Here is a 25,129-nt window from a genome sequence, read left to right as displayed (position 1 = left end):
GATGGGGGAATCGTTACGCCCCGCCGAGGGCCCCGGCCAGCCGCCGGGCGCCGGGCGCCGTCGGGGTCAGCGGGCCGGCTCCCGGTGCATGGTGACGTCGACCGGGTCCTCCTCGACGACCGTGAAGCCGTGCCGTTCGTACAGCCGCCGGGCGGCGCTGCCCTGGAGGACGGTCAGGCGCACGGGCTCGCCGGCGGCGTCGGCCTCGGCGAGGAGGTGGCGCAGGACGGCGGTGCCGAGGCCGCGGCCCTGGAGGTGGGGGGCCAGGTAGAAGAGCTCCAGCTCGCGCCCGCCGCGCCCGTCGGGGCGGATCGTGACGGAGCCCGCGAAGGCGCCTTCGACCAGCAGCACCGAGGTGTGCCGGGTGGAGAAGGACTTCCGCACCCGCTCCCGGGAGCGGTTCGGGTCCCAGCGCCCGAGGCGTTCCAGGTCGGCGCGCATGACCCGGGCCTTGAGCTCGACGACGGGTTCGAGGTCCTCGGGCCCGGCGGGCTCCAGGGCCCAGACGGGGAGGCTGTTCACGGCGCGCAGTGTCACACCCGGACGGCACCGCCGACCAGCGAATATCTCAGGACACGTTCCGGGCGTCCGCCCAGACCCCCTCGAACTCCTCGCGGTAGACCTCCAGCAGCCCCGGCTCGGTGCCGCCGGGCTGCTGGCCGGCGCCGCCGCGCAGGATCAGTGCCGGGGACTCCATGCCGCGCGAGCGGCGCAGGTAGGGCTGGATGACGCCGAGGTCGCGGCCGGCCCGGCGGCCGGCCACCGGGCCGGTGGGGCGGGGGCCCTCGACCAGGTAGGCGGTGAAGCGCGGGGTCTCGTCGAAGACCCTGATCTCGAAGCCGCCCTGGTCCCGCAGCCGGGCCCGGACCCGCCGCACGTGCATGATGTTCATCTCGATGGAGCGGGACAACTCGCCCCGGGAGAGGCCGAGTTCGCGTTCGCGGCGGCGGGTGGCGCTGCTCGCCGGGTTGAGGAACAGCAGCCGTACCCGGCAGCCTTCGCCGGCGAGGCGGACCAGGCGCTTGCCGGTGTAGTTCTGGCAGAGCATGCCGAGGCCGATGCCGAGCGCGTCCAGCCGCCGGGCGCCGTCGAGCAGGTCCTCGACCGGGAGGTCGCGCTGCAGCCGGACCCGGTCGGCGTGCACGGCGACGACGTCGGCGTAGCGTCCGGCGACCAGGGACTCGACCACGTCGGCGGGCACCCCGCCCGCGCCGCCGTCGAGGACGGCGAGCAGCCGGGCGGCGGCGCGCTCGGTCTGGGCCAGCACGGTCTGGGTGAGCACCCGGTTGCGGGAGACCACGTGCCGGGCCACTTCCAGTTCGTCCAGGGCGAGTTCGATCTCGCGCCGGTCGGCGAGGTAGGGCTCGAAGCAGGGCCAGTGCTGGACCATCAGCTCGCGCAGCTGGGGCAGGGTGAGGAAGACCAGCGGGTCGTCGTCGGCCGGGTCGAGGAGGTAGCCCTTGCGGCGGCTGACCTCGCGCACGGCGCCGGCCCGGTGGGCCCACTCCTCGCCGGCCGGGCCGGCCGCGGCGGTGACCCAGTCCTCGCCGTGGGCGGGGGCGTAGATGGGGTGCAGCACCTCGTCGACCAGGGAGCGCAGCCGCTGTTCGACGAGGTTGAGCCAGACGTAGGCGCGGCCGGAGAGCCGGACCCGCTGGTAGGAGTCCTCCCACTCGGCGGCCGACCAGGCGAGCGCGGGGACCTCGACCGGGCCGCCCTGGGCGGGGACGAGGGCGCGGCCGGTCATGGTGGGCCGCATGACCACCGTGGGCGCCTCGCTGCGGACGCCGCCCCGGTCGGGGCCGTCGGGCCCGGAGCCGCGGCCGCCAGCAGGGAACACCATGCGCCACCTCATCTGCGGCTGACCCCCGCGGACGCGGGGGCCGTTGACGGACCGTTGACAAGCACCGGTCGGCCGGAGCGGCCGGACGATCAAGGGTACTGCCCGCCGCGAGCCGCCCGCAGCCGGATCGGCCAGGGGCCCTCCGGCGCCCCTCCCGCACCGGTGGCAACAGTTTTCACACGAATGCCCGCCGGACACCCGTTCGGAGCAACCCCGGCGGTACCTCCCGGCCGCCGGGGAAGGGCTCGGGGAGTATCTCGGGGAGTGTGCGGGCTGTGCCGTGCGTCACGGACCCCAGGGCCGCACATGCCCGGCCGCCCGGCCGGGAAGAGAGCGTCCGGGCCGGCCGCCCGGCCGGACCGCGTGTCGGACTACACATCAGTTTCCGTATGCCACAAGGAAGTTGAGGACTCATGCAGGTCTGGCCCGGTAAGCCCTACCCCCTCGGCGCCACCTACGACGGGGCCGGCACCAACTTCGCGGTGTTCTCGGAGAGTGCCGACCGGATCGAGCTGTGCCTGATCGACGAGGACGGCTCGGAGACCGCCGTCGAACTGCGCGAGACGGACGCCTTCGTCCGGCACGCCTACCTCCCGGGCGTCCAGCCCGGCCAGCGCTACGGCTTCCGGGTGCACGGCCCGTACAACCCGGGCCTGGGCCAGCGGCACAACAGCGCCAAACTGCTCCTGGACCCGTACGCCAAGGCGATGAGCGGCCACATCGACTGGGACGAGTCCGTCTACGGCTACCACTTCGGCGCGCCCGAGCGCCGCAACGACCTCGACTCCGCCCCGCACACCATGCACTCGGTGGTCATCAACCCGTACTTCGACTGGGGCACCGACCACCCGCCGCGCACCGACTACCACCGCACCGTCATCTACGAGGCCCACGTCAAGGGCCTCACCCGGCTGCACCCCGGCATCCCCGAGGAGATCCGCGGCAGCTACGCGGGCCTGGCCCACCCGGCGGTGATCGAGCACCTGGCCAAGCTGGGCGTCACCGCGATCGAGCTGATGCCGGTGCACCAGTTCGTCCGCGACCACCGGCTGCGCGACCTCGGGCTGGCCAACTACTGGGGCTACAACACCGTCGGCTTCTTCGCCCCGCACTCCTCGTACTCCTCCACCGGCGACCGCGGCCAGCAGGTGCAGGAGTTCAAGTCGATGGTCAAGGCGCTGCACGCGGCCGGGATCGAGGTGATCCTGGACGTCGTCTACAACCACACCGCCGAGGGCAACCACCTCGGGCCGACGCTGTCGCTGCGCGGTCTGGACAACGTCTCCTACTACCGCCTCGCCCGGGACCAGCGCTTCTACGAGGACACCACCGGCACCGGCAACAGCCTGCTGATGCGCAGCCCGCACGTGCTCCAGCTGATCATGGACTCGCTGCGCTACTGGGTCACCGAGATGCACGTGGACGGCTTCCGCTTCGACCTCGCCGCCACCCTGGCCCGGCAGTTCCACGAGGTCGACCGGCTGTCCTCGTTCTTCGACCTGGTGCAGCAGGACCCGGTGGTCTCCCAGGCCAAGCTGATCGCCGAACCCTGGGACCTCGGCGAGGGCGGCTACCAGGTCGGCAACTTCCCGCCGCTGTGGACGGAGTGGAACGGCATGTACCGGGACACCGTGCGCGACCTGTGGCGCGGCGAGAACGCCGCCCTGGCCGAGTTCGGCTCCCGGCTCACCGGCTCCTCCGACCTCTACCAGGACGACGGCCGCCGCCCGATCGCCTCCATCAACTTCGTCACCTGCCACGACGGCTTCACCCTGCGCGACCTGGTCTCCTACAACGACAAGCACAACGAGGCCAACGGCGAGGACAACCGGGACGGCGAGTCCTTCAACCGCTCCTGGAACTGCGGCACCGAGGGCCCCAGCACCGACCCGGCCGTGGAGGAGCTGCGGGCGCGCCAGCAGCGCAACTTCATCGCCACCCTGATGCTCTCCCAGGGCACCCCGATGCTCTCCCACGGCGACGAGCTCGGCCGCACCCAGGAGGGCAACAACAACGCCTACTGCCAGGACAACGAACTCGCCTGGGTGCACTGGCCCGAGGGCGACGGCCCGGCCGCCCGGCTGCTGGAGTTCACCCAGGGGATGATCTGGCTGCGCCGCGACCACCCGGTGTTCCGGCGGCGCCGGTTCTTCCACGGACGGCCGGTCCCCGGGCGGCACGGCTCGGTCGCCCCCGCCCCGGACGGCTACGACGACCTCACCGACATCGCCTGGTTCACCCCCGCCGGGGAGGAGATGACCAAGCGCAACTGGGGCGCCAGCTACGCCAAGTCGCTCACCGTCTTCCTCAACGGCTACGCCATCTCGGAACCGGACCGGCGCGGCGGGCGGATCGTCGACGACTCCTTCCTGCTGATGTTCAACGCCCACTTCGAGCCGCTGGAGTTCACCGTCCCCGCCGACCACGGGCAGGAGTGGCAGGTCGTGGTCGACACCGCGCAGCCCCGGCTGCCCGCCCCCGGGACCGGGGCCCGGGTCAAGGCCGGGGACGCCCTGTGGCTCACCGACCGCTCGCTGATGGTGCTGCAACGACCGGCCTAGCCACCGCGCAGGGGCCGTGCAAGGGCTGTGCAAGGGCCCGCCGGGCGCTCATAGGGATCTTGCGCTCACCTGTTCGGGTCAGCAGCGGGTCTTGGCGGCGGGCCCGGCCGGGTACCTATGGAGCTATGACCTCCGCCGCCGAGCCCGCGCAGCCCCGCCCGGCCGCTACCCCTCCCACCCCCGCCCCCACCGCCTCGTACCGCCTCCAGCTCCAGCCCGGCTTCACCCTCCGCGACGCCACCGCCGCCGTCCCCTACCTCGCCGCCCTCGGCGTCTCCCACCTCCACCTCTCCCCGCTGCTGGAGGCCTCCCCGGGCTCCACCCACGGCTACGACACCGTCGACCACACCCGGATCAGCGAACAGCTCGGCGGGGAGGGCGCGCTGCGCGCCCTGGCCGCCGAGGCCCACCGGCACGGCCTGCGGCTGCTCGCCGACGTGGTGCCCAACCACATGGCCGTGCCCGTCCCCGAGCGGCTCAACGAACCGCTCCGGCAGGTGCTCCGGGACGGACCCGACTCGCCGTACGCCCGCTGGTTCGACATCGACTGGACCGCCCAGCCCGGCCCCGCCGACGCCCCGGAGCGCGGCCGGGTGCTGCTGCCGCTGCTCGGCGACCGGCTCGGCGCCGTCCTCGACCAGCTGGTGGTCGACGGCGGGGTGCTGCGCTACCACCGGCACGAGCTGCCGCTGCGCCCCGGCACCGAACGACTCCCGCTCCCGGAACTGCTGGCCCGACAGTGGTACCGGCTCGCCTGGTGGCGGCTGGCCCGCACCGAGCTCAACTACCGGCGCTTCTTCACCGTCAACGAGCTGATCGCCGTCCGGGCCGAGGACCCGGAGGTCTTCGCCGCCACCCACGCCGTGCTGCTGCGGCTGCACGCCGACGGCGTCCTGGACGGCTTCCGGATCGACCACCCCGACGGCCTCGCCGACCCGCGCGGCTACCTGCGCCGCCTGGCCGACGCCACCGGCGGCGCCTACGTCGTGGTCGAGAAGATCCTCACCGGCGAGGAGCGGCTGCCCGCGGACTGGCCGGTGGCCGGCACCACCGGCTACGACGCGCTGCGCCGCATCGACGGCGTGCTCACCGACCCCGTCGGCGCCCGCCGGCTCGCCGAGGCCTACGAGGCCTTCCTGCGCGCCGGGGCGGTCGCGGACGACGAACCGGTGGACTCCTCCGGCCGGGCCCCGCACCCGGCGGTCGCCGCCGCCCGCCGCGGCCGGGCCGAGATGACCGGGCCCGGCGGCGAGCTGACCGCCGAGGTCGAGCGGCTGGTCCGGATCGCGCTGCGGATCGGCGCCGCCGAACCCGCCCACGCCGACCACGCGCCCTGGCAGCTGCGCGCGGCGCTGCGCCGGCTGCTCACCGACTACCCGGTGTACCGGCCCTACGCCCGGCCCGGCGAGCCCGCCGACGACCCCGCGCTGCCGGTGGACGGCGCCGCCGACCCGACCGGGCGCCTGGTCGCCGCCCTCGCCCTCGCCCGGCTGGGCCGCAGCGAGGACAAGGACGAGTTCTGCGTGCGCTTCGCCCAGACCGCCGCCGCCGTGGCCGCCAAGGGCGTCGAGGACACCGCCTTCTACCGCTGGAACGCGCTGCCCGCCCTCAACGAGGTCGGCGGCGAGCCCGCCCGGCCCGGGCTGCCCCCGGCCGCCTTCCACGACTGGTGCCGCTACCTGGAACGCGACTGGCCGCACAGCATGACGGCGCTCTCCACCCACGACACCAAGCGCAGCGCCGACGCCCGGGCCCGCCTCGCCGTCCTCGCCGAGCAGCCGCAGGCCTGGGCCGCCGAGGCCGCCGCCTGGTCCGCCGCCGCCGAGCTCGCCGCCGGGCCCGCCGCCCCCGGGCTGGACCAGGACGCCGACTGGCTGCTCTGGCACACCCTGGTCGCCGCCTGGCCGATCACCCCGGACCGGCTGGTCGCCGCCCTGCTCAAGGCCGTCCGCGAGGCCAAGCTGCACACCTCCTGGACCAGCCCCGACGCCGGGTACGAGCAGGCCCTGGAGCAGCGGGCCCGCGCCGTCCTCGGCGACGCCGGGCTGCGCGCCCGGATCGAGGGCCGGGTGCGGGAGCTCGCCCCGTACGCCCGTGCCAACACCCTGGCCGCCGCCCTGCTGCACCTGACCGTCCCCGGCGTGCCGGACCTCTTCCAGGGCAGCGAGGAGCCGCTGTACACCCTGGTCGACCCGGACAACCGGGGCGTGGTGGACCTCGGCGCGCTCGCCGTACGGCTCACCGACGCGGCCGCCCCGCGCCCCGGCGACCTCGCCCGGGAGAAGCTGCACCTGACCGCCACCGCGCTGCACCTGCGCCGCTCCGCCCCGCTCGGCGCCTACCGGCCGCTGGCCGCCCCCGACCACCTGCTCGCCTTCGCCCGCGGCGAGGACGTGGTCACCGCCGTCACCCGGCTGCCGTACGGGCTGGCGGCGGCGGGCGGCTGGCGCGACGCCGTCCTGGAGCTGCCGCCCGGCGGGCCGTGGACCGACGAGCTGTCGCTGCGCGGCTTCCCCGCCGGTCCGGTGCCGGTGGCGGACCTGCTGGCGACGTACCCGGTGGCGCTGCTGACGAGGAGGGGCCGATGATGTCGCGCTACGAGGTCTGGGCGCCGAACGCGACCCGCCGGGTCGACGTCGAAGTGGACGGCAGCGCATATGAGTTGGCGCGCTGCCCGGAGCGGGTCGGCTGGTGGAGCGGCGAGGCCCCGGCGGGCGACTACGCCTTCCGGCTCGACGGCGGCCCACCGCTGCCCGACCCGCGCTCGCCCCGCCAGCCGTACGGCCCCGACGGCCCCAGCCGGGCGGTCGACCACGCCGCCTTCCGCTGGTCGCGCACCGGCTGGCGCGGCCGCGCCCTGCCCGGCGCGGTGCTCTACGAGCTGCACGTCGGCACCTTCACCGCCCGCGGCACCTTCGAAGCGGCCGCCGAACAGCTCGACCACCTGGTCGAGTTGGGCGTGGACCTCGTCGAACTGATGCCGGTCTGCCCGTTCCCCGGCAAGCACGGCTGGGGCTACGACGGCGTCGCGCCCTGGGCCGTGCACGAGCCCTACGGCGGCCCGGAGGGGCTCAAGCGCTTCGTGGACGCCGCGCACCGCAAGGGCCTCGGGGTGGTGCTCGACGTGGTGCACAACCACCTCGGCCCGTCCGGCAACCACCTCCCCGCGTACGGCCCGTACTTCACCGACCGGCACCACACCCCGTGGGGCTCGGCGGTCAACCTGGACGCGCCCGGCTCGGACGAGGTGCGCGCCTACCTGGTCGGCAGCGCGCTCGCCTGGCTGCGCGACTACCGGATCGACGGCCTGCGACTGGACGCGGTGCACGCCCTCGTCGACGACCGGGCCGTCCACTTCCTGGAGGAACTCTCCCGGGAGGTCGAGAAGTTGGCGGCCTCGTCCAACCGTCCACTGTTCCTGATCGCCGAATCCGATCTCAACACCCCGCGCACCACCGCCGCCCGCGAGGCCGGCGGCCAGGGCCTCACCGCCCAGTGGAACGACGACTTCCACCACGCCCTGCACTGCGCGCTCACCGGCGAATCCCAGGGCTACTACGCGGACTTCGCGGCCGCGCCGCTCACCGCCCTGGCCAAGACGCTGCGCCACGGCTTCTTCCACGACGGCACCTGGTCCTCCTTCCGGGGGCGCGGCCACGGCCGCCCGTTCGGGGCCGATGCGGCGGGCCACCGGCTGCTCGGCTACCTCCAGACCCACGACCAGGTCGGCAACCGGGCGCTCGGCGACCGGATCTCCACCTCGCTCACCCCCGGCCGACTGGCCTGCGGCGCCGCGCTGGTGCTCACCGCGCCGTTCACCCCGATGCTGTTCATGGGCGAGGAGTGGGGCGCCGCCACCCCCTGGCAGTACTTCACCGACCACACCGACCCGGCGCTGGCGGAGGCCGTCCGGCAGGGCCGGCGGCGGGAGTTCGCCGAGCACGGCTGGGCCGCCGAGGCCGTCCCGGACCCGCAGGAGCCGGCCACCGTACTGCGGTCGGTGCTCGACTGGACCGAGCCCCGGCGCGCCCCGCACACCGAACTCCTCGACTGGCACCGGACGTTGATCCGGCTGCGGCGCGAGCGGCCGGAGCTGGCCGAACCGGACCTCGGCGCTGTGCGGGTCGACGTCGACGAGGCGGCGGGCCGGCTGGTACTGCACCGGGGGCCGTACCGGATCGCGGTCAACCTGGGCCCGGCCGAGGCCCTGCTGCCGCTGGGCGGCACCGGGCGGGAGCTGGTGGCGGCCTTCGGGGCGGCCCTGCTGGAGGACTCGGGGGTGCGGCTGGCGGCGGACGCGGTGGCGGTCGTGCGGACCGGCTGACTCACCAGAGGAAGGTGCCGATCCGGTCCCGGAGCGAGGCGGCGTCCAGGCCGTAGGCGGCCAGGTGCTCCGGGATCGACCCGTACTGCCGGTGCTCCTCGCGCGGCACGCCCAGGGCCAGCACCCGGTGCGGGCGGTCGCCCAGCGCCGCGTGCGCCTCGTTGGCCGAGGTGCCCGCCAGGTACGGCTCCACCAGCACCGCGTCCGCCTTGTCGCCCAGCGCGGCACGCAGTCCGGCGGCGTCGAAGGGGCGCACCGTCGCCGCGTACAGCACGGTGACGTCCAGGCCCTCGGTGGCCGCGAGCACCGCGTCCAGCATCGGGCCGACGGCCAGCACCACGCCGCGGCCGCCGGTGCGGACGGTGGTGAAGCGGCCGGGCTCGACGGCGACCGGCTCGGCGTTCTGGTGCGCCGAGAGCCGGACGTACACGTTGCGGTCACCGTCCGCGTAGGCGTCGCGCAGCAGCTGCTCGGCCTCGTCCGGGTGGCCGGGGACGTGCACCGTCCAGTCCGGCAGGGTGTCCAGCAGGGCGACGTCGCCCGGGGACATGTGGGTACGGCCGCCGGCCGGCCAGTCGTAGGAGCCGGCCGCGCTCACCAGCACCGCGCCGACGCCCTGGTGCACCAGGTCCAACTTGACCTGCTCCCAGGGTCGTTCGATCAGGAAGCTGGCGAAGGTGTGGGCGATCGGGCGCATCCCGGTCAGCGCCAGTCCGCCGGCCGCGCCGATCAGCAGCTGCTCGCGGATGCCGACGTTGACCACCCGGTCGGGGTGGCGCCGCTGGGCCGGCTCGAAGGCGGCGGCGGTGATGTCGGCGAGCACCACGGCCAGTCGGGGGTCCTCGTCCAGCAGTCGGGTGGTGACGTCGACGAAGCGGTCGCGCATGGTGTCCATCGGTGAAGTGCCTTTCGCTGCGCTCTGATTGGTGCGCTCGGGGGTTCTACGAAGCGGTCAGGAGTTCTACGGAGCGGTCAGGGGTCCGGCGGCGCGGTCAGGGGGCCTGCGGCCCGGTCAGGAGTCCTTGGGCTCGACCCGGGCGACCACCGCGTGCGGGCGCCCCGGGTGCTCGGCGGTGTACGCCCGGTACAGCGCCTCGTGGTCGCGGCCGTCGACGGTCGCGGTGGACCACCCCTCGGCGGCGAAGCGCCGGGCGATGCCGCCCTGCCAGCCGTGGGTGGCCGAGGAGTTGTCGATCACCACCACGTGGAGCCGGTCCAGGCCGTACGCGCCGGCGAAGGCCACCGCCTCGTGGTTGGAGCCCTCGTCGAACTCGGCGTCGCCGACCAGCACCCACACCGCCGGGTCCGCCAGCCCCTGGGCCCGCAGCCCGAGCGCGGTGCCCACGCCCAGCGGCAGGCCGTGGCCGAGCGAGCCGGAGGCGATCTCCACGCCGCGCAGCAGGGTGCGGTCCGGGTGGTGGCCGAGCGGCGAGTCGTAGCCGCCGAAGCTCGACAGCACGGCCGGATCGAGGAAGCCCTTGGCCGCGAGTACGGCGTAGTAGGCCATCGGGCCGTGGCCCTTGGAGAGCAGGAAGCGGTCACGGTCCTGGGCGTCGGCGGTGTCCGGGGAGACCCGCAGCACCCGGTCGTACAGCACCCACAGGGCGTCCAGGGTGGAGGTGGCGGCGGGGCCGTGCTTCTCGTCGCCGGTCATCAGGGCCATCAGGCCCGGCAGGTCCGCGAAACGGGCCCGGGCCGCGGTTTCCGTGCTGGTCGTCGTCGTCATGCGTCGATCGTGCAACTTAAAGCGAACTTGAGGTCAAGCCGCTACAGTGAGTGCCCATGACCGCGATACCCGGCAGCGCCCGCACCGCTGCCCCGCGCACCGCCGCCCCGCGCCCCGGCGACCTGCTCACCATCGGCCAGCTGGTCGCCCGCAGCGGGCTGGCCCACTCCGCGCTGCGCTACTACGAGAGCCTCGGCCTGATCCACGCCACCCGCACCGCCGGCGGCCAGCGCCGCTACCCGCGCGGCACGCTGCGCCGGGTCGCCTTCGTCCGGGCCGCCCAGCGGGTCGGCCTCTCCCTGGACGAGGCCAGGGTCGCCCTCGACCGGCTGCCCGAACGCCCCGCCCCCAGCGGCACCGAGTGGGACGTCGTCGCCGAGTCCTGGCGGGGCCGGATCGACGAACAGATCGCCGAACTCGAACGGCTCAAGGCCAAGCTCACCGGCTGCATCGGCTGCGGCTGCCTCTCGCTCACCCGCTGCGCCCTGTACAACGCCGACGACCGCGCCGCCGAGGCCGGCCCCGGCGCCCGCTACCTGCTCACCCGCGACCCGGACAGCGGACCGGAGCCCACCCCGCCGGGCCTCCCGGACGGCTGCGGCCCCCGGGAGCGGCGTGCAGCGGGCCCTGGGTGCTGAAAAGCCTTTGCCGACGGGCCGTTGGCGTGCCTACGGTGCGGGCATGCTGCCCCTGGTGGAGACGGACGAGCAGGGGGACGCGGTCCTCGCCGACGAAGCGGTGATGCGCCCGGGCGCCGAGGCGCTGTGCGCGCGACTGGGCGTCCGCGGGGCGGTGCTGGAGCGCTTCGCGGAGGGCTCCGTCCCGGTCTACGCGGTGGGCACCGAGCACGTGCTCAAGCTGTTCCCGGCGCCCTCCGCCCGGGAGGCACTGGCCGAGGAGCGCGTCCTGGCCTTCCTGGAGGGCAGGCTCCCCGTCCCCACCCCCGCACTCCGGGCGGCCGGCGAGTACGTCAACGGCTGGCGCTACGTCCTGATGTCCCGCCTGCACGGCGAGGGCCTGGCCCCGGCCTGGCCGCGCGTCCCGCGGGGCGAACGCGAGCGGATCGCCCGTGACTGCGGCGAGGCGCTCGCCGCCCTGCACGCCCTGGACGCGGAGCCGCTCGCCGACGCCCTCGCGCCCGACGCCCTCCCGCCCGGCGACTGGCCGGCCTTCCTGGCCCGGCAGCGCGCGGGCGCCGTCGCCCGCCAGTGCGAACGCGGCCTGCCGGAGTCCTGGGCGGAGCAGATCCCGGACTTCCTCGCCACCGCCCCGCTCCCGGCCACCCCGCAACGCGCCCTGCTGCACACCGAGTTCATGCGCGAGCACCTGATCACCGACCCGGCCGACGGCTGGCGGCTCACCGGCCTGATCGACTTCGAGCCCGCGATGGTCGGCGACCCGGCCTACGACCTGGTCGCCGTCGGCCTGTTCACCACCCGCGCCGACCCGCAGCTGCTCGGGCGGCTGCTCACCGCCTACGGCCGCCCCTTCGAGCCGCGCCTGCTGATGGCGTACACACTGCTGCACGTGTACAGCCACCTGCCGTGGTACCTGAGGGAGTTGAGGCCATCGGCGCGGACGCTGGACGACCTCGCCGAGGAGTGGTTCGGGACCGCCTAAGGGCGGGGGTCCGTGCGCAGCAGGCCGTAGTAGACCATGTCGCGCCACTCCCCGGCCCGGAAGACCATCGACCGGTGGACACCCTCGCGGGTGAAGCCCAGCTTCTCCAGGACGCGCTGCTCGGCGAGGTTGCCGATGTCGGTGTCCGCCTCCACCCGTACCGCCGTGGTGTGCGCGAACAGGTAGTCCACCAGCAGACGGTGGGCCTGGGTGCCGATGCCCCGCCCCCGCGCCTGCGGCATCAGCTGCGCGCCGATGCTCCAGTACGGGTTGTTCGGCCGCGCGGCCTTGCGGGTGGCGGCGACGAAGCCGAGGAACTCACCCTCGGTGGCGACGGCGAAGATCGACTGCTCCTCGCTCAGCAGCCCGTGCTCGGCCCAGCGGCGGCGGAAGCGCTCCGGGTCCGCCCAGCCGAACCACTGGAACTCGCCCAGCGCCTCGGGGTCGTTCAGCATCCCGCCCAGGGCGGTGAGGTCGGCTTCGGCTATCGGGCGGAGGAAGATCTTCTCTGGGTCCATGCCGCCACCAACGACGGAGATCGTTTGACCGTTCCTCAGGCCGGGGCGGGGGCGGGGGCCGGGACGGACCGGGCGAGCCGGAAGCCGACGTCGTCGATCCGCAGGGTCGGGTGGCTGCGGCGGCGGACGGAGGCGCGGCAGCTCCAGTGCTCGTCGAACCAGCCGCCGCCGCGCAGTACGCGGTAACTGCCGTACACCTCGGGGTCGTAGAAGTCCCAGCACCACTCCCACACGTTGCCGAGCAGGTCGTACAGCCCGTAGGCGTTGGGCCGCAGCCCGCCGACCGGGTGCGGGCGTTCGCCGGAGTTGCCGCGGTGCCAGGCGATCTCGTCCAGCGGGCCGTAGCGCGGCCCGTCGGTTCCGGCGCGGCAGGCGTGCTCCCATTCGGCCTCGGTGGGCAGCCGGTGGCCGTCGGCGGTGCGGTCCCAGGCGACGTCCTCGCCGTCGATCCGATAGGCGGGTGCGAGGCCCTCGCGCCGGGACAGCTCGTTGCAGTAGCGGACGGCGTCGAGCCAGGAGACGCTGTGCGCGGGGCGGCGGTCGCCGGTGCGGCCCTCGTACTCCTCGCGGGTGACCGGACAGGGCGCCAGCTCGAAGGGGGCCACCTCGACGCTCCAACTCCGCTGGGTGCGGCGGTCGGAGAGCGTCACGCGGCCGGGCGGAACGGCGATCGGTCCGGTACGGGGTTCCATGATCGCCGATCCTACGGCCCCGCCCCGGCCGCCCGGCCCCGACCGCCCGGCTCGGGCCCTTCGACCCGACTCAGCCCTTCGACCCGACTGCGCCCACCAGGTTGATCGCCCCGCGCTCGGCCAGTTCCTCCGCGTGCGCGGGCAGCGGGGTGCCCGCGTGCAGGTGCGGCCGGACGACGGCGAGCGGCAGGCCGACGACCGCGAGGGTGACCCGGTCGAGGTCCAGCGGCGTCACGGCGCCGAGCCGCTCGGCGAGCCCCTCCACCGCCTCCCGCACCCGCCGCCCGGCCTGCCGTTCGCGCCCCAGCTGCTCCTGCGGCCACTCGGCCCGGCCGAAGGCCTCCGCGCCGTGCAGCAGGACGACGGCCCCCTCCCGGTGCGCCCGGCTCCAGGCGACGACCTGCCGGGCGGCCGCGCCGGCGACGAGCCGCGGCTCGGCCTGCCCGGCGAGGACCGGCAGGTAGGTGTCGTGGAACTCCCCGAGCGTGCGCAGCCACAACTCGGCCAGCAGGGCGGAGCGTTGGGGGAAGCGGTGGTAGACGGAGCCGTTGGGCGCACCGCTCTCGCGGGCCACGGCGGACATGGTGACGGCGGCCGGACCGCCGACGGCCGCGAGGCGCACGGCGGCGTCGAGGAGGGTGGCTTCGTCATGGCGGGGTGGCCTGGGCATGCAATGGAGAGTACTCTCCAATTCAATTGGAGGGACCCATCCAAAACCAGGAGGACCCGCTGTGGCCGTGCTCAACATCCACGAACGCACCATCCCGGCACCGGAGTCGACGGTCGGCGCACTCCTCGACGGCCTCGCCGGCCCGGACGACCGGCTCTGGCCCGGTCCCGACTGGCCCCCGCTGGAGCTCGACGGCCCGCTCGCGGTCGGCGCCGCCGGCGGGCACGGGCCGGTCCGCTACCGGGTCGTCGGCTACCAGCCGGGCCGGTGGGTGCGGTTCCGGTTCAGCGGGCCGCGCGGCTTCGACGGGTTCCACGAGTTCACCGTCCAGCCCGCGAACGGCGGTTCACTGCTGCGCCACACCATCGCGATGCGCCTGCACGGCCCGAGCCGGCTGACCTGGCCGCTGGCCTTCCGCTGGCTGCACGACGCCCTGCTGGAGGACTCCCTCGACCGGGCCGTCCGCGCCTGCGGCGCCGCCGTGGACTCCCCGGCACGATGGAGCGCCCCCGTACGACTGCTGCGTCGACTGGCCCACCGCTGACCACGGCACGCCCTCTGGCGTCCGCAGCTGACGCACCGCCAGGATGGTTCCCTGCCAACGGGATCAGCGGACGAGAGGCGGCGACGGCCATGGCGGTCATGACGGTCAGCACAGTGGTGGAGGCCCCGGCCGAGCGGGTCTGGGACCTGATCGGGGACTTCCACGCCCTCGGCGAGTGGCACCCCCACCTGCCGACGAGCCGGCTCGGCAACGCGCTGACGGGCAACGCGATCGGCGCGGTCCGGGTCTTCGAGTTCGACGGCGTCGTCCTGAACGAGATGCTGGTCGCCTACGACGGCGAGGCCCGGGCCTACACCTACAGCTTCCCCGACGGCACCTTCCACTTCGACCGCTACCGCGCCACCCTGCGGGTCACCCCGGTGACCGAGCTGGACACCAGCTTCGTGGAGTGGAGCGTCACGTACGACATCGAGGCGGAGCACCGCAAGGAGTCCACCGAGCGCGTGCACGGCGTCTTCACCGCCGGACTGGCCGCCCTGCGGGAGCGCTTCGCGGGCTGAGCCGGACGGCGGGCGGTGCACGGCGCACGGCGCACGAGAAGTCGACCTGGCCGACTTCTCGTGCGCAAGCCCCCACCCTAGGCCTGCGGTGCACCCTCACCCGTCACGGTCAGGCGGCGCCGAGCCGCGGCGAGGAGCTCGGCGGACAGGCCCGGATCGTCGCTCGCCCGGGCGAGCATCAGCGCGCCGACCATCGTCGACAGGTCGGCGAGCGCCGCCTCGCGCCCGGCCGGGTCGGGCAGCTGCTGGAAGCCGTCGACCAGGTCGCGCAGCCCGGCCGTGAAGGCGGTGCGCAGCGGGGCGCCGGGTTCGGCCCGGGCCGCGTCGGCGGCCAGCGCGGCGGCGGCGCAGCCCTGGCCGGGGTGGTCGCGATGGAGGGCGGAGAGGTAGCGGGCGAGGAACTCGGCGCGGGGGGTGCGCCGCTCGTCCGAGGGGTCGTCGTCCGCACCAGGGTCCGCCAGCGCGTCCATGGCCTCGCGGCGTTCGGCGAAGGCGGCGGTGAGGGCCTGGGCGACGAGGTCGTCCTTGGACGAGAAGTGCCGGTAGAAGCCGCCGTGGGTGAGTCCGGCCGCGGCCATCGCCTGGGGGACGCTGACCTGCTCGGAGCCCTTCTCCCGGATCAGCCTGGCGGTGTGGTCGATGACCTCCTGACGGTGGCGTTCGGCCTCGGCGCGTGAGACGCGGGGCATGTCCGCGCTCCCTTCGTCGTCCTGTGGTGGTGTCCCGGCGGCCCCCGGTGGGTGCTCCCGGTGGCGGTCCCACTCTCCCATCCGGGCCCCCCTTGCCCATTTTAGATGATGGCCATAATCTAAAACCAGTGGGGAGCCCCGGCGACGGGGCACCACCCTTCCGAGAGCGAGGAACACGCACATGACCGTGATCGAAGGCTCCACCGCCCTGGTCACCGGGGGCCTCCGCGGCCTCGGCCGGGCGTTCGTCGGGGAACTGCTGGCCCGCGGCGCGACGAAGGTCTACGCCACCGCCCGCACCCCCGTCCCCAGCGAGGACGCCCGGGTGGAGGTCCTCGCCCTGGACGTCACCGACGACGCCTCGGTGGCCGCCCTTGCCGAGCGGGCCCAGGACGTCGACATCGTCTTCAACAACGCCGGCGTCCTCCACCCCGGCGCCCTACTGACCGCCGACCTGCGGCACGTCCAGGACACCTTCGACACCAACGTCCTCGGCCCGCTGCGCATCGCCCGCGCCTTCGCGCCCGTGCTGGCCACCCGCGGCGGCGGGGCACTCGTCGACATCCACTCCGCACTGTCCTGGGGCGCGGGCGCGGGCGCGTACGGCGCCTCCAAGGCGGCCCTGTGGTCGCTCACCAACTCCCTGCGCCTGGAGCTCGCCGCCCAGCACACCCAGGTCGTCGGCGTGCACCTGGGCTTCGCCGACACCGAGATGGTGGCGGCTCTGCCCGTCGACAAGCTGCCGGCCGCCGAGGTGGCCCGCATCGTGCTGGACGGCGTCGAGCGCGGCGACCGCGAGGTGCTCGTCGACGACGTCTCCCGGTCGTTCAAGGCCGCACTCGCCGGGCCGGTGGAGGGCCTGACCGTCCCCTTCCGCCGCTGAGCCGCGCCCCACTACTTTCACCGAGGAGCACACCCATGCCCCTGTGGCACGTCTACCACCCCCGCGGCACCTACAGCCCCGAGCAGAAGCAGCGGATGGCCGCCGACATCACCGGCATCTACACCCGCTTCGGGCTGCCGAAGTTCTACGTGATGACGCTGTTCCACGAGATCGGCGCCGACGACTTCCACGTCGGCGACCAGCCCACCCAGGACGCGGTACGGATCGTGGTCGAGCACATCGCCCGCCACACCGAGGACCCCGACCTGCGCAAGCGCACCCGGGAGGCGCTCGCCGCCGTCCTCGCGCCCCACACCACCGATCGCGGCCTGTACTGCGAGTTCCACGTCGACGAGACGCCCCGCGACCTGTGGATGATGGACGGGATCTCCCCGCCCCCGTCCAACAGCGAGGCCGAACAGCTGTGGGTCCGGGAGAACCGCCCGATCCCGTACTGACCGACCCTAGGAAGTGCCGCCCGGCACCCGCCCGGTGCCGGGCGGCCAGGTGTGACCGGCCTCGTGGAGGTTCGCCAGCGCCAAGTAGTCATTGCTCAGCATCACCTGGGCCAGCCGGGCCGCCGCCGAGACCACGTCGGGCCAGCCGGGGGCGTCAAGGAAGGCCTCGTCCGGGGCCTGGGCTCCGACCGCGTCCTGCACCACGCCGTACGCGGCGCCGAGCCGGGCCATCAGCGCGACCTCCTCCTCGGTGCGCAGGCTCAGGCCGAGATGGCGCTCGGGTTCGTCCGCGTCGCAGAAGTCGTCGAAGAGCACGTGCACGACGTGGTCGAGGTTCTCGAACTGCCTACGGTCGAGCCACACTTCCCGCTGCCAGGTCGGGCTGGCCAGGGAGACGACGGCGGGCACGACGTGCAGCCGGAAATGGGGGAAGGCGATTCCGTGATCGATCACAGGCCGACGGTACCCACGTAGCGCCCGACCGGGCAGTCATTAAAAGGCGCTGCCCGCTAAAGGACCAGAGCGAACCAGCCGGCCACCGAGACCGCTGCGGCGAGCCCGCCGAGGGCGACCGCCGCCCGGCCGTGCTCCAGCCCCCGTGCCCGCTGGAAGGCGGCGATCAGCACGCTGATCGCCGCTACCGGCATGAGCAGGAACGCCAGGAACCAGGCCCAGCCGCCCAGGGCGAGCGCGGCCAGGAGGCCGATGATCAGCAGCGGCACCCACACGGCGGCCACCGTGAATCCGGCCGCCGCGCACGCGACCCGGAACCGGTCCTGGCGCCGGTAGAAGACCGGCACGGCACAGACGGCGCCGCTCAGCAGCCCGACGGCGAAGAGGAAGAGCCGCAGACTGGCCCCGCACGTCGGCGCGATGAGCACCAACGGCACCAGGGGCACCGCACTTGCCACCCCGGCCAACCACCTCGCACTCGTGGGCACCACGGCCATGCCTCCACCCCTCCTTTGAACGCGTTCAAACGTAACACGCGAGAGGCTGGGCCGATCAGGAGGATTCGGCGCCCCCGATCGCCGCAAGCAACTGTCGGCGGACGGCAGCAGCGGCACCGGGCATCCGGCGGGCCAGCTCCACGTCGAGTCGCCGACGTTCAGCCCGGAGGAGTCGGGCGACGGGGGCGCGGGAGCAGTGCTGGAACCAGAGGTCGCGGAGCCGGTCGATCACGCCGCCACCTCGCCCCACACGATCTTGCCGATCGGCCGGCGCGGGCAGCAGCCCCAGCGCTTGGCGAGGGAGTCGACGAGCTGGAGGCCTCGCCCGGTCTCGCCGTCGAGACCGGGCGAGGAAAGGGAGGGGACGCGGTCACCCCGGGCGTCGTGGACCTCGATACGGAGGCGGGTGGGGTCGACGTCGAGGGAGAAGTAGATGAGGTGGCCGATCGGGGTGCCGTGCAGGACGGCGTTGGTCACGAACTCGGTGGTGATGACGAGCCCGGAGTCGAGGAAGCGCTCGCCGTGCGGGATGGAGGAGAGGAGGGCCGCGGGCCGCTGGCGGGCCATCGCGGGCGAGCGGCGGCTGCGCGGGAGCCAGATGGTGGAGGAGGTTCGAGACATGGCGAAGTCACCTTCCAGGGAGAGGGGTTGAAGCCATGTGACGACCGGGCGGAGGCAAAGGAATGCCCGGCGGTAGACCCTCATTGGTCACTCAGGAGACCCAAAGGGCTACTCGCTGTAGCATGCTCCGCGATGGCCCCATCACGCAAGCGCATCACCACGCAATTGCGCGACGCCGCAAGCCTCTTGTGATCACCTGGGGAGGTGGCAGACTGTGACCCGACGTCAACCAAGAGGGAGCGACGAGCGTGGACAGTCCAACCGTGCTGCGCCGTAGGCTCGGCTCCGAGCTGCGACGATTGCGCGAACGGACCGGGCGTCAGGCCAAGGCCGTTGCGGACGAACTCGGCTTCAGCGCAACCAAGGTCTCGCGGATCGAGTCGGGCCAGACAACGCTGAAGGAATCAGACGTCCGCGCGATGCTCGAACTGTACGGCGTCAGCGATCCGGCCGAGCTGCACCAGTTCATCTCCCTGACCCGGCGCAGCACGCAACGCGGTTGGTGGCACGACTACGGCGACACCTTGCCGGACTGGTTCCAGACCTACGTCGGCCTGGAGGCCGACGCCTCCCGGATTCGCACCTACGAATCCGAGTTGGTGCCTGGGCTGTTCCAAACCGCCGGCTATGCGCGCGAGATCTTCCGCACCATGCAGCGGGAGCAGAACGACGAGCAGGTCATCGAGCGCCGGGTGAAGCTCAGACTGCAACGCCAGGAGATCACTCGCAGCCCTGCCCCGTTGACCGTGCACTCCGTCTTGTCTGAGGCTGTTCTGCGTCGCCCAGTTGGCGGCGCAGAAGTGATGAAGGACCAGGTAAATCACCTCATCGAGGCTGCCCAGCGAGCGAACATCACCATCCAGGTTCTTCCATTCAGCGCAGGCGCTCACGCGGCCATGAGCACGAACTTCCGCATCCTCTCGTTCTCGGAGGTTCCTGGCGAGATCGCCTATAGCGAAGCCGTCACCAGTGGCCTCTATATCGAGAAGCAGTCAGACATCTCCTGGCATGAGCAAGTCTTCAATCAACTGACCTCATTGGCCATGACTCCGGAGGAATCCGTGCCGTGGATGCAGAAGCTGGTAACGGAGGGGTACAGAACATGAAGTGGCGCAAGAGCAGCTACAGCGGCGCCGCAGGCGGCGACTGCGTGGAAGTCGCCTCGACGCTCCCCATCGCCTGGCGCAAGTCGAGTGCCAGCAACCCGAACGACGAATGCGTCGAGTTCGGCCAACTGGTCAGCACCGTCGCCGTCCGCGACAGCAAGGACCCCCACGGCCCGGCGCTCACCTTCTCCCCCAACGGCTGGCAGTCCTTCATCGCCGGCATCCGCTCAGACGACTTCCCCGCCACCCCCTGAATCACCACGGGCGGCCCCGCGCGGTGTACGCGGGGCCGCCCGTTGACGTGATGTGCGGGCAAGTTCGGGCAAGTTCGTCGTGCGAGAAGCCATCTGTGGGGAACGATCGCTCAAGGCAATCGTCTCCGGCCGCCAGGAGGTCACCATGACACTGCACAAGCTCGGCCAGGACCCCGACAGCCCCGAAGGCAAGTCCCCGACCGTCTACTTCGATGACGCGACGGGAAACTACATCCTCCAGGGCTGGAAGGTGCTCGACCCGGCACGTCTCGCGCACATGGACGTCCCCGAGCATGAAACCGTGATCGAATTCCCCAGGCGAATGATGCAGTTCTTCCCGGAGGTGAACGGTGGCACCGGCCCCCACGCTTGAGGAGCTGTTGCGGAGCTCCACCCGCTCGGCACTCCATCTGGAGATGCGCGACGGCTACATGCGCGACGACCCGTTGTTCCTCCGCTGGCTCGGTGGGCATCGCGATGATCGGGCGGACCGTTCGTCCTGGTGGAGCCCCTGGTTGCAACTGATCCAGGAGACCACCGCCCGCGGAGTCGACGTACGCCGGGCCCGCGTCATCTCTGAACCGGCAAGCGAGTACATCCGGTTCGAGCACGAGATCACGTTCCGGAACATCACTTCCGGCGAGCGCGTCCGATGGCTCCCCCGCCGACGAGCGACCGGTCTGGCCCTCCCCGGCAATGACTTCTGGCTCATCGACGGGCAACATCTCCTGGTCCACCATTTCAGCGGCGCGGGCGACTTCGTGGAACACGAATTCGTCACCGACCCGCGGACCATCAGCCTCTGCGCCTCGGCGTTCGAGGCCGTCTGGGCGCGCGCCCTCCCCCACGAGGACTTCCGGCTGACCTGACCCGTGTCCGCGCCATCCAGCGTCCAGCAAGCCAAGCAGGCCCTCGGCCAGCGTCTGCGCGATATCCGGCGGGATTCCGGACTCAGCGCGCGGGCGCTGGCCGAAGCTGCGGGGTGGCACGAATCGAAGTGCTCCAAGATCCAGAGCGGTCGCGTGATGCCGTCGGAAGCCGACATAAGGACCTGGACCGCCGTCTGCGGCGTCCCCGGTCAGGCAGCCAACCTCATCGCGACCGCCCGGAACATCGAGGGCATGTACGTCGAATGGCGCCGGCTCGAAAGGTCAGGCCTCAGACGGGCGCAGGAATCCGTTCTGCCCCTCTTCGAACGAACACGCCGATTCCGTATGTACCAGTCGTGGGTGGTCCCCGGCCTGCTCCAAACTGCGGCGTACACGCGTGCCGTACTCAACACGATCGTCTCGCTGCGCAGCACTCCCGACGACGTCGACGAGTCCGTCGCTGTCCGGATGGAGCGGCAGAAGGTGCTGCACACCGGAGATCACCGCTTCGCCTTCCTGGTCGAGGAGTGGGTGCTTCGAACGGTCATCGGCAACCCTGACGTCCTGATCGGGCAGCTCGCCCATCTGATCACCGTCAGCGCCCTGCCGTCGGTCAGCCTCGGAGTGATCCCGCTCGGGGCAACCAGGGGATCAGGATGGCCGGTTGAGTCGTTCACGATGTACGACGACGTCCAGGTGAATGTCGAACTCGTATCCGCTCACCTCACCATCACCCAGCCGGTGGAGATCGCCGAGTACAGCCGGACCTTCTCCGAACTGGCTGGCATCGCAGTCCACGGGGCCGCAGCGCGATCACTCATCACCAGCGCCATCAACGCGCTCGGGTGAATTCGAGCAAGCTCAAGCAAGTTGGTCGACCACTTGTGTGCTCGCTCCCTACCGTCTCAAAGCGTCACCACAGACGCCCTCGCCTTCCGGCGCCGGGCAGCCGCATCAGCTTCGAGCACGAGAGGAGACCACCGTGACCACAGCCTCCGCGGAACGCCAGCCGTTCGCCATGCGCTACGCCGCGCGCCAGACCAGCGAGCCGGCCGACGCCACCGGCGTCACGTACGACCAGGAGTTGCAGATCGCCGTCACGTCCGACGGCAACCCCTGGGCGCACACCGCCCACAGCGAGACCAGCAGCAACACCAACTCCGACAGCAGGAACGACGAAGGCACCGACTTCTACTAGGAGTACCGAGGTGACGGAACCTCACGACGAGACGGTGCTGGTTCTCACGAACCGGCTCGACTCCACTGCGGATCTGGTGGTCGAACGCCTCAACGACCGGGGCGTCCCGGTGTTCCGGTGCGACACCGCCGAGTTCCCCACCGAACTCACCCTGACCGCAACGCTGGAGAACAGGTGGGTCGGTGCACTCGACAACAAGCACCGCACGCTCGACCTGGCCCGCGTCCGGTCGGTGTACTTCCGCAGGCCCGAGGAGTTCCGGCTGCCTGACGGCATGTCCGAGGCTGGGCGGCGGTTCGCCGCCGCCCAGTCCCGGGCCGGCTTCGTCGGCGTCGCCGTCGCTCTTCCCTGCCTGTGGATCAACCACCCCGCGCGGGACCTGGATGCCAACCACAAGCCCTGGCAACTCGCCGTTGCCCGACGTCTGGGGCTGGATCCGCCACGCAGCATCATCACCAACGACCCGGATGCGGCCCGGCAGTTCGCCGTCGACCTCGGCGCCCCGATCATTACCAAGAGCCTGGGCGCGCCCGTGGACACGGTCGTCATCGACCCCGCGGACCTGGACGACTCCGTACGCCTGTGCGCCCACCTCTTCCAGGAGTGGATCGACAAGGCGCACGAGGTCCGGCTGACCGTGGTCGGCGACCACTTCTTCCCCGTCGAGATCCACGCCGGGTCGGGGGCCGCCCGCGTCGACTGGCGCACCGACTACGGGAGCCTCACGTACCGGCCGACGGCCGTCCCCGGCCCGGTGCGCGAGCGCGTGTCCGCGTTCATGCGCGAGTTCGGACTCGTCTTCGGGGCCTTCGACTTCATCGTGACGCCGACCGGGGACTGGCGCTTCCTCGAAGTGAACCCCAACGGCCAGTGGTCGTGGATCGAGCACAGGGCCGGCGTGCCCATCTCGCACGCCATCGCGGATCTTCTGGAGAAGGGCAGCACAGGTGAGTGACACTCTGGACGAAGCAGAAGTGGCAGCGGGCGAACTGCGCGTCGCACTGGTAAAGGAACTGGAGCACGACGGCTCCCTGCGCACCCCGCACTGGCGGGACGCGGCACTGGCAGTGCCCCGCCATGTCTTCCTGCCGACCTTCTACAGCGCCGTGGACGGCTCGGACGGCATCACCCGCTACACCGCCGTCAACCGCGACACCGACGCACAGGCGTGGCTTCGGCTCGCCTACCGGAACACGACCTGGGTCACCCAGCTCGACCACAGCCTCACCCAGTCGAACAGCGAACCCCGCACCGGAACACCCACCAGTTCCTCCACGCTCCCCGGCGTCGTGGTGCGGATGCTCGAAGACCTCGATGTCCAGGACGGCATGAACGTGCTCGAAGTCGGCACCGGCACCGGCTACTCCACCGCGCTGCTGTGTGCCCGCCTCGGCGACCGGCACGTCACCAGCGTGGAGCACGACGCCGCCCTGTCCGCCGCCGCCCGCGAACGGCTCGCCACCCTCGGCCACCAGCCCCGCCTGGTCGTCGGTGATGGCGCCGAGGGCTGCCCGGGCAGCGGACCGTACGACCGGATCATCGCGACGTACTCGCCCGGCCGCGTCCCGTCCCCATGGCTGGCCCAGGCGCTCCCGGGCGCGGTCGTCCTGGTGTCGCTGGTCGGCAGCCTCGACGCCTACGGCTACGCGAAACTGCACGTGGACGACGGCGAGGCCCAGGGCCGGTTCCTCGACTCCGACGTCTCCTTCATGCTCTCCCGGGAGACCCGGCGACCCGCGATCGGACCGCTCATGCGCGCCGCCGTCCAAGCCCGCGACAACGCGACCGCCCTCGACACCGCCATCCACCCCGATCTCCTGGACGATCCGGCGTTCCTGTGGAGCGCCCAACTCGCCGTGCCCGGCACGACCCGGCTGCGTCTGACAACCGACCACGTCACAGGCCGGTGGTTCCTCCACCCCGACGACTCATGGGCGGTACTGGAGAGTGGGAACGACGGCACCACGCGTGCCTTCCAGGGCGGCCCGCGCGCCCTCTGGGCCGAGCTGGAGGCCACCGCCTCGACCTGGCTGTCCCATGGACGTCCGGGGCTGGAGCGCTACGGGCTCACAGTGTCCCCGAGGACGAACACGGTCTGGCTGGACGACCCTGGCCACCCGGTCGGCATTCTCGGGGAGTGATCACCTGCGGGCCGGTCGCGACGTGTTCGAGCACATCCCCTGCGATTGGATGGCGGTACAGGCATGGTCGACTTCGCTGCCTGCCCCGACGAAGCGGTGCGGGCCGCTGAGGCGGTCTGCGGCCCGATCGTCCTCACGGAGATCACCGACCGCCGCGGATCGGCCGTCTGGAAGGCGGTCGGTCCGACCGGGTCCGTGGCGGTCAAGGCCGGGTACGGCGAGGGTGCGGAGATCACGGCACGGGAGGGCGCGGTCCTGGACCAGCTGCCCGGCTACTCCGTCGTCACCGGCCGATACGACAGCGGCGTCTGGTACGTCACCCCGTGGCTTCTCGGTCCTTCCACGTGGGAGCTCTTCAAGCCGGTCCGGGACGGCGGCACCGGGCACGAGCGGGCCCTCGCCGGAGCCGTCGATCTCTGCCTGGCCGTCGCCGACCTGCACGCCGCCGGGTGGGTACACGGCGACCTCCAACCCGCTCACTGCGTCCACACCGAACACGGCGCGCGGCTCCTCGATCTGACCTGGGCCTGGTCGCCCGGCTTTCCTCCGTCACCGATCTTCCAGGGTGGTATCACCCACCTGCTCGCCCCGGAACTGGCCGCCGCCGTGGAGTCCGGCGTGCGGCCGGTACGGACGACCGTCGAATCCGATGTGTACGCCCTCGCGGGCACGCTGTGGACGTGCGTCACGGGCCGGTGGCCCCTCGATTACGACTCCGCCGGAATCGGCCCGGATGTCGGCCCCGGGACGCGCCGAGCCGCCATCGCCTCCGGAGAGATCCCGCTTCGCGCCGCCGAACCCTGGCCTGAGTTTCAAGCCGTACTCCGACCGGTCCTTCGTGAACCCGCCCGCAACCGCCCGGAAGCCGCCGAACTCGCCTCCGCACTCGAACGGTTGTAAGAACCCGGGCGGCCCCGCGCGGGGTGCGCGGGGCCGCCCCG

The 25,129-nt window shown here is 72.5% G+C and carries 30 protein-coding genes; 18 read left to right on the top strand and 12 right to left on the bottom strand.

Annotated features, from left to right (window positions below; translation table 11 throughout):
* Window positions 1–66 precede the first annotated feature (66 nt).
* Window positions 67–522, bottom strand: a complete 456-nt coding sequence (locus ACFC1T_RS19360) for a GNAT family N-acetyltransferase (RefSeq protein WP_375890112.1) — start codon at window positions 520–522, stop codon at window positions 67–69.
* Window positions 523–568: 46 nt separating this feature from the next.
* Window positions 569–1,843, bottom strand: a complete 1,275-nt coding sequence (locus ACFC1T_RS19355) for an SAV2148 family HEPN domain-containing protein (RefSeq protein WP_375890110.1) — start codon at window positions 1,841–1,843, stop codon at window positions 569–571.
* A gap of 413 nt (window positions 1,844–2,256) precedes the next feature.
* Here ACFC1T_RS19355 and glgX point away from each other — a divergent pair, with 413 nt between their 5' ends.
* The 3 genes from glgX to treZ all read left to right on the top strand — a co-directional run bounded on the left by glgX (window position 2,257) and on the right by treZ (window position 8,728).
* Entirely contained in the window at window positions 2,257–4,404 is a 2,148-nt protein-coding gene (glgX, locus tag ACFC1T_RS19350; protein WP_375890108.1) for a glycogen debranching protein GlgX, read from the top strand.
* Window positions 4,405–4,529: 125 nt separating this feature from the next.
* Window positions 4,530–6,992, top strand: coding sequence for a malto-oligosyltrehalose synthase (gene treY / locus ACFC1T_RS19345; RefSeq protein ID WP_375890106.1), 2,463 nt, complete (start codon window positions 4,530–4,532; stop codon window positions 6,990–6,992).
* A complete protein-coding gene (treZ, locus tag ACFC1T_RS19340) occupies window positions 6,992–8,728 on the top strand; it encodes a malto-oligosyltrehalose trehalohydrolase (protein ID WP_375890285.1) in 1,737 nt (578 codons plus the stop codon). The genes treY and treZ overlap by 1 nt, the downstream gene beginning before the upstream one ends.
* 1 nt (window position 8,729) lies before the next feature.
* On the opposite strand, the gene ACFC1T_RS19335 is transcribed toward treZ, so the two are convergent.
* Both ACFC1T_RS19335 and ACFC1T_RS19330 read right to left on the bottom strand, forming a co-directional pair.
* The gene (locus ACFC1T_RS19335) at window positions 8,730–9,623 is read right to left on the bottom strand and encodes a transketolase family protein (protein ID WP_375890105.1); all 894 of its coding nucleotides are present in this window, start codon (window positions 9,621–9,623) and stop codon (window positions 8,730–8,732) included.
* Window positions 9,624–9,740: 117 nt separating this feature from the next.
* The gene (locus tag ACFC1T_RS19330) at window positions 9,741–10,454 is read right to left on the bottom strand and encodes a transketolase (RefSeq protein ID WP_375890104.1); all 714 of its coding nucleotides are present in this window, start codon (window positions 10,452–10,454) and stop codon (window positions 9,741–9,743) included.
* 56 nt (window positions 10,455–10,510) lie between these two features.
* Here ACFC1T_RS19330 and soxR point away from each other — a divergent pair, with 56 nt between their 5' ends.
* Both soxR and ACFC1T_RS19320 read left to right on the top strand, forming a co-directional pair.
* Window positions 10,511–11,092 (top strand): redox-sensitive transcriptional activator SoxR, encoded by a 582-nt coding sequence (gene soxR / locus ACFC1T_RS19325; RefSeq protein WP_375890103.1) that lies wholly within the window; start codon window positions 10,511–10,513, stop codon window positions 11,090–11,092.
* A gap of 43 nt (window positions 11,093–11,135) precedes the next feature.
* A complete protein-coding gene (locus ACFC1T_RS19320) occupies window positions 11,136–12,074 on the top strand; it encodes an aminoglycoside phosphotransferase family protein (RefSeq protein ID WP_375890101.1) in 939 nt (312 codons plus the stop codon).
* On the opposite strand, the gene ACFC1T_RS19315 is transcribed toward ACFC1T_RS19320, so the two are convergent.
* The 3 genes from ACFC1T_RS19315 to ACFC1T_RS19305 all read right to left on the bottom strand — a co-directional run bounded on the left by ACFC1T_RS19315 (window position 12,071) and on the right by ACFC1T_RS19305 (window position 13,954).
* Window positions 12,071–12,592 carry a GNAT family N-acetyltransferase gene (locus tag ACFC1T_RS19315; protein WP_375890100.1) on the bottom strand — a complete coding sequence of 174 codons (522 nt, stop codon included), beginning with the start codon at window positions 12,590–12,592 and terminating at the stop codon, window positions 12,071–12,073. The genes ACFC1T_RS19320 and ACFC1T_RS19315 overlap by 4 nt on opposite strands.
* Before the next feature lie 35 nt (window positions 12,593–12,627).
* Window positions 12,628–13,284 carry a formylglycine-generating enzyme family protein gene (locus ACFC1T_RS19310; RefSeq protein ID WP_375890099.1) on the bottom strand — a complete coding sequence of 219 codons (657 nt, stop codon included), beginning with the start codon at window positions 13,282–13,284 and terminating at the stop codon, window positions 12,628–12,630.
* Between the two features lie 70 nt (window positions 13,285–13,354).
* A complete protein-coding gene (locus tag ACFC1T_RS19305; protein WP_375890097.1) occupies window positions 13,355–13,954 on the bottom strand; it encodes a TetR/AcrR family transcriptional regulator in 600 nt (199 codons plus the stop codon).
* 61 nt (window positions 13,955–14,015) lie between these two features.
* Here ACFC1T_RS19305 and ACFC1T_RS19300 point away from each other — a divergent pair, with 61 nt between their 5' ends.
* Together ACFC1T_RS19300 and ACFC1T_RS19295 are read left to right on the top strand one after the other, a co-directional pair.
* Window positions 14,016–14,498: an SRPBCC family protein gene (locus ACFC1T_RS19300; RefSeq protein WP_375890095.1), complete on the top strand. Its 483-nt coding sequence runs from the start codon at window positions 14,016–14,018 to the stop codon at window positions 14,496–14,498.
* A gap of 98 nt (window positions 14,499–14,596) precedes the next feature.
* Window positions 14,597–15,019 (top strand): SRPBCC family protein, encoded by a 423-nt coding sequence (locus ACFC1T_RS19295; protein ID WP_375890094.1) that lies wholly within the window; start codon window positions 14,597–14,599, stop codon window positions 15,017–15,019.
* 77 nt (window positions 15,020–15,096) lie between these two features.
* Here ACFC1T_RS19295 and ACFC1T_RS19290 read toward each other — a convergent pair whose 3' ends face one another.
* Window positions 15,097–15,708: a TetR/AcrR family transcriptional regulator gene (locus ACFC1T_RS19290; RefSeq protein WP_375890092.1), complete on the bottom strand. Its 612-nt coding sequence runs from the start codon at window positions 15,706–15,708 to the stop codon at window positions 15,097–15,099.
* Between the two features lie 181 nt (window positions 15,709–15,889).
* Here ACFC1T_RS19290 and ACFC1T_RS19285 point away from each other — a divergent pair, with 181 nt between their 5' ends.
* Together ACFC1T_RS19285 and ACFC1T_RS19280 are read left to right on the top strand one after the other, a co-directional pair.
* Window positions 15,890–16,591 carry an SDR family oxidoreductase gene (locus tag ACFC1T_RS19285; protein ID WP_375890091.1) on the top strand — a complete coding sequence of 234 codons (702 nt, stop codon included), beginning with the start codon at window positions 15,890–15,892 and terminating at the stop codon, window positions 16,589–16,591.
* Window positions 16,592–16,626: 35 nt separating this feature from the next.
* The gene (locus ACFC1T_RS19280) at window positions 16,627–17,049 is read left to right on the top strand and encodes a tautomerase family protein (RefSeq protein WP_375890089.1); all 423 of its coding nucleotides are present in this window, start codon (window positions 16,627–16,629) and stop codon (window positions 17,047–17,049) included.
* Window positions 17,050–17,055: 6 nt separating this feature from the next.
* On the opposite strand, the gene ACFC1T_RS19275 is transcribed toward ACFC1T_RS19280, so the two are convergent.
* The 4 genes from ACFC1T_RS19275 to ACFC1T_RS19260 are packed head-to-tail and all read right to left on the bottom strand — an operon-like array spanning window position 17,056 to window position 18,620.
* On the bottom strand, window positions 17,056–17,502 hold the full coding sequence (locus ACFC1T_RS19275; RefSeq protein WP_375890088.1) for a hypothetical protein: 447 nt from the start codon (window positions 17,500–17,502) through the stop codon (window positions 17,056–17,058).
* Window positions 17,503–17,558: 56 nt separating this feature from the next.
* Entirely contained in the window at window positions 17,559–17,999 is a 441-nt protein-coding gene (locus ACFC1T_RS19270; protein WP_375890086.1) for a hypothetical protein, read from the bottom strand.
* 55 nt (window positions 18,000–18,054) lie between these two features.
* Window positions 18,055–18,231, bottom strand: a complete 177-nt coding sequence (locus ACFC1T_RS19265; protein ID WP_375890084.1) for a hypothetical protein — start codon at window positions 18,229–18,231, stop codon at window positions 18,055–18,057.
* Entirely contained in the window at window positions 18,228–18,620 is a 393-nt protein-coding gene (locus tag ACFC1T_RS19260; RefSeq protein WP_375890082.1) for an ATP-binding protein, read from the bottom strand. The genes ACFC1T_RS19265 and ACFC1T_RS19260 overlap by 4 nt, the downstream gene beginning before the upstream one ends.
* Window positions 18,621–18,868: 248 nt before the next feature.
* Here ACFC1T_RS19260 and ACFC1T_RS19255 point away from each other — a divergent pair, with 248 nt between their 5' ends.
* The 9 genes from ACFC1T_RS19255 (at window position 18,869) to ACFC1T_RS19215 (ending at window position 25,088) form a co-directional block, all read left to right on the top strand.
* On the top strand, window positions 18,869–19,726 hold the full coding sequence (locus tag ACFC1T_RS19255) for a helix-turn-helix domain-containing protein (protein ID WP_375890080.1): 858 nt from the start codon (window positions 18,869–18,871) through the stop codon (window positions 19,724–19,726).
* Window positions 19,723–19,980, top strand: coding sequence for a DUF397 domain-containing protein (locus tag ACFC1T_RS19250; RefSeq protein ID WP_375890079.1), 258 nt, complete (start codon window positions 19,723–19,725; stop codon window positions 19,978–19,980). The genes ACFC1T_RS19255 and ACFC1T_RS19250 overlap by 4 nt, the downstream gene beginning before the upstream one ends.
* A gap of 145 nt (window positions 19,981–20,125) precedes the next feature.
* Window positions 20,126–20,353, top strand: a complete 228-nt coding sequence (locus ACFC1T_RS19245; RefSeq protein ID WP_375890078.1) for a hypothetical protein — start codon at window positions 20,126–20,128, stop codon at window positions 20,351–20,353.
* 43 nt (window positions 20,354–20,396) lie between these two features.
* Window positions 20,397–20,849: a DUF6879 family protein gene (locus ACFC1T_RS19240; RefSeq protein WP_375890076.1), complete on the top strand. Its 453-nt coding sequence runs from the start codon at window positions 20,397–20,399 to the stop codon at window positions 20,847–20,849.
* 3 nt (window positions 20,850–20,852) lie between these two features.
* Complete coding sequence (locus tag ACFC1T_RS19235) at window positions 20,853–21,698, top strand: helix-turn-helix domain-containing protein (RefSeq protein WP_375890075.1); 846 nt, start codon at window positions 20,853–20,855, stop codon at window positions 21,696–21,698.
* Between the two features lie 133 nt (window positions 21,699–21,831).
* Window positions 21,832–22,047, top strand: coding sequence for a putative ATP-grasp-modified RiPP (tgmA, locus tag ACFC1T_RS19230; protein WP_375890073.1), 216 nt, complete (start codon window positions 21,832–21,834; stop codon window positions 22,045–22,047).
* Window positions 22,048–22,057: 10 nt separating this feature from the next.
* A complete protein-coding gene (tgmB, locus tag ACFC1T_RS19225; protein WP_375890071.1) occupies window positions 22,058–23,002 on the top strand; it encodes an ATP-grasp ribosomal peptide maturase in 945 nt (314 codons plus the stop codon).
* Entirely contained in the window at window positions 22,995–24,188 is a 1,194-nt protein-coding gene (gene tgmC / locus ACFC1T_RS19220) for an ATP-grasp peptide maturase system methyltransferase (RefSeq protein ID WP_375890069.1), read from the top strand. The genes tgmB and tgmC overlap by 8 nt, the downstream gene beginning before the upstream one ends.
* Before the next feature lie 63 nt (window positions 24,189–24,251).
* Window positions 24,252–25,088 (top strand): hypothetical protein, encoded by an 837-nt coding sequence (locus ACFC1T_RS19215; RefSeq protein ID WP_375890067.1) that lies wholly within the window; start codon window positions 24,252–24,254, stop codon window positions 25,086–25,088.
* The last annotated feature ends 41 nt before the right edge of the window (window positions 25,089–25,129 follow it).

It is taken from the genome of Kitasatospora sp. NPDC056076, from assembly GCF_042266305.1.
Lineage (GTDB): Bacteria > Actinomycetota > Actinomycetes > Streptomycetales > Streptomycetaceae > Kitasatospora.
The sequence above is the reverse complement of the archived record's forward strand: the minus strand, read 5'-3'. Positions and strand labels throughout refer to the sequence as shown.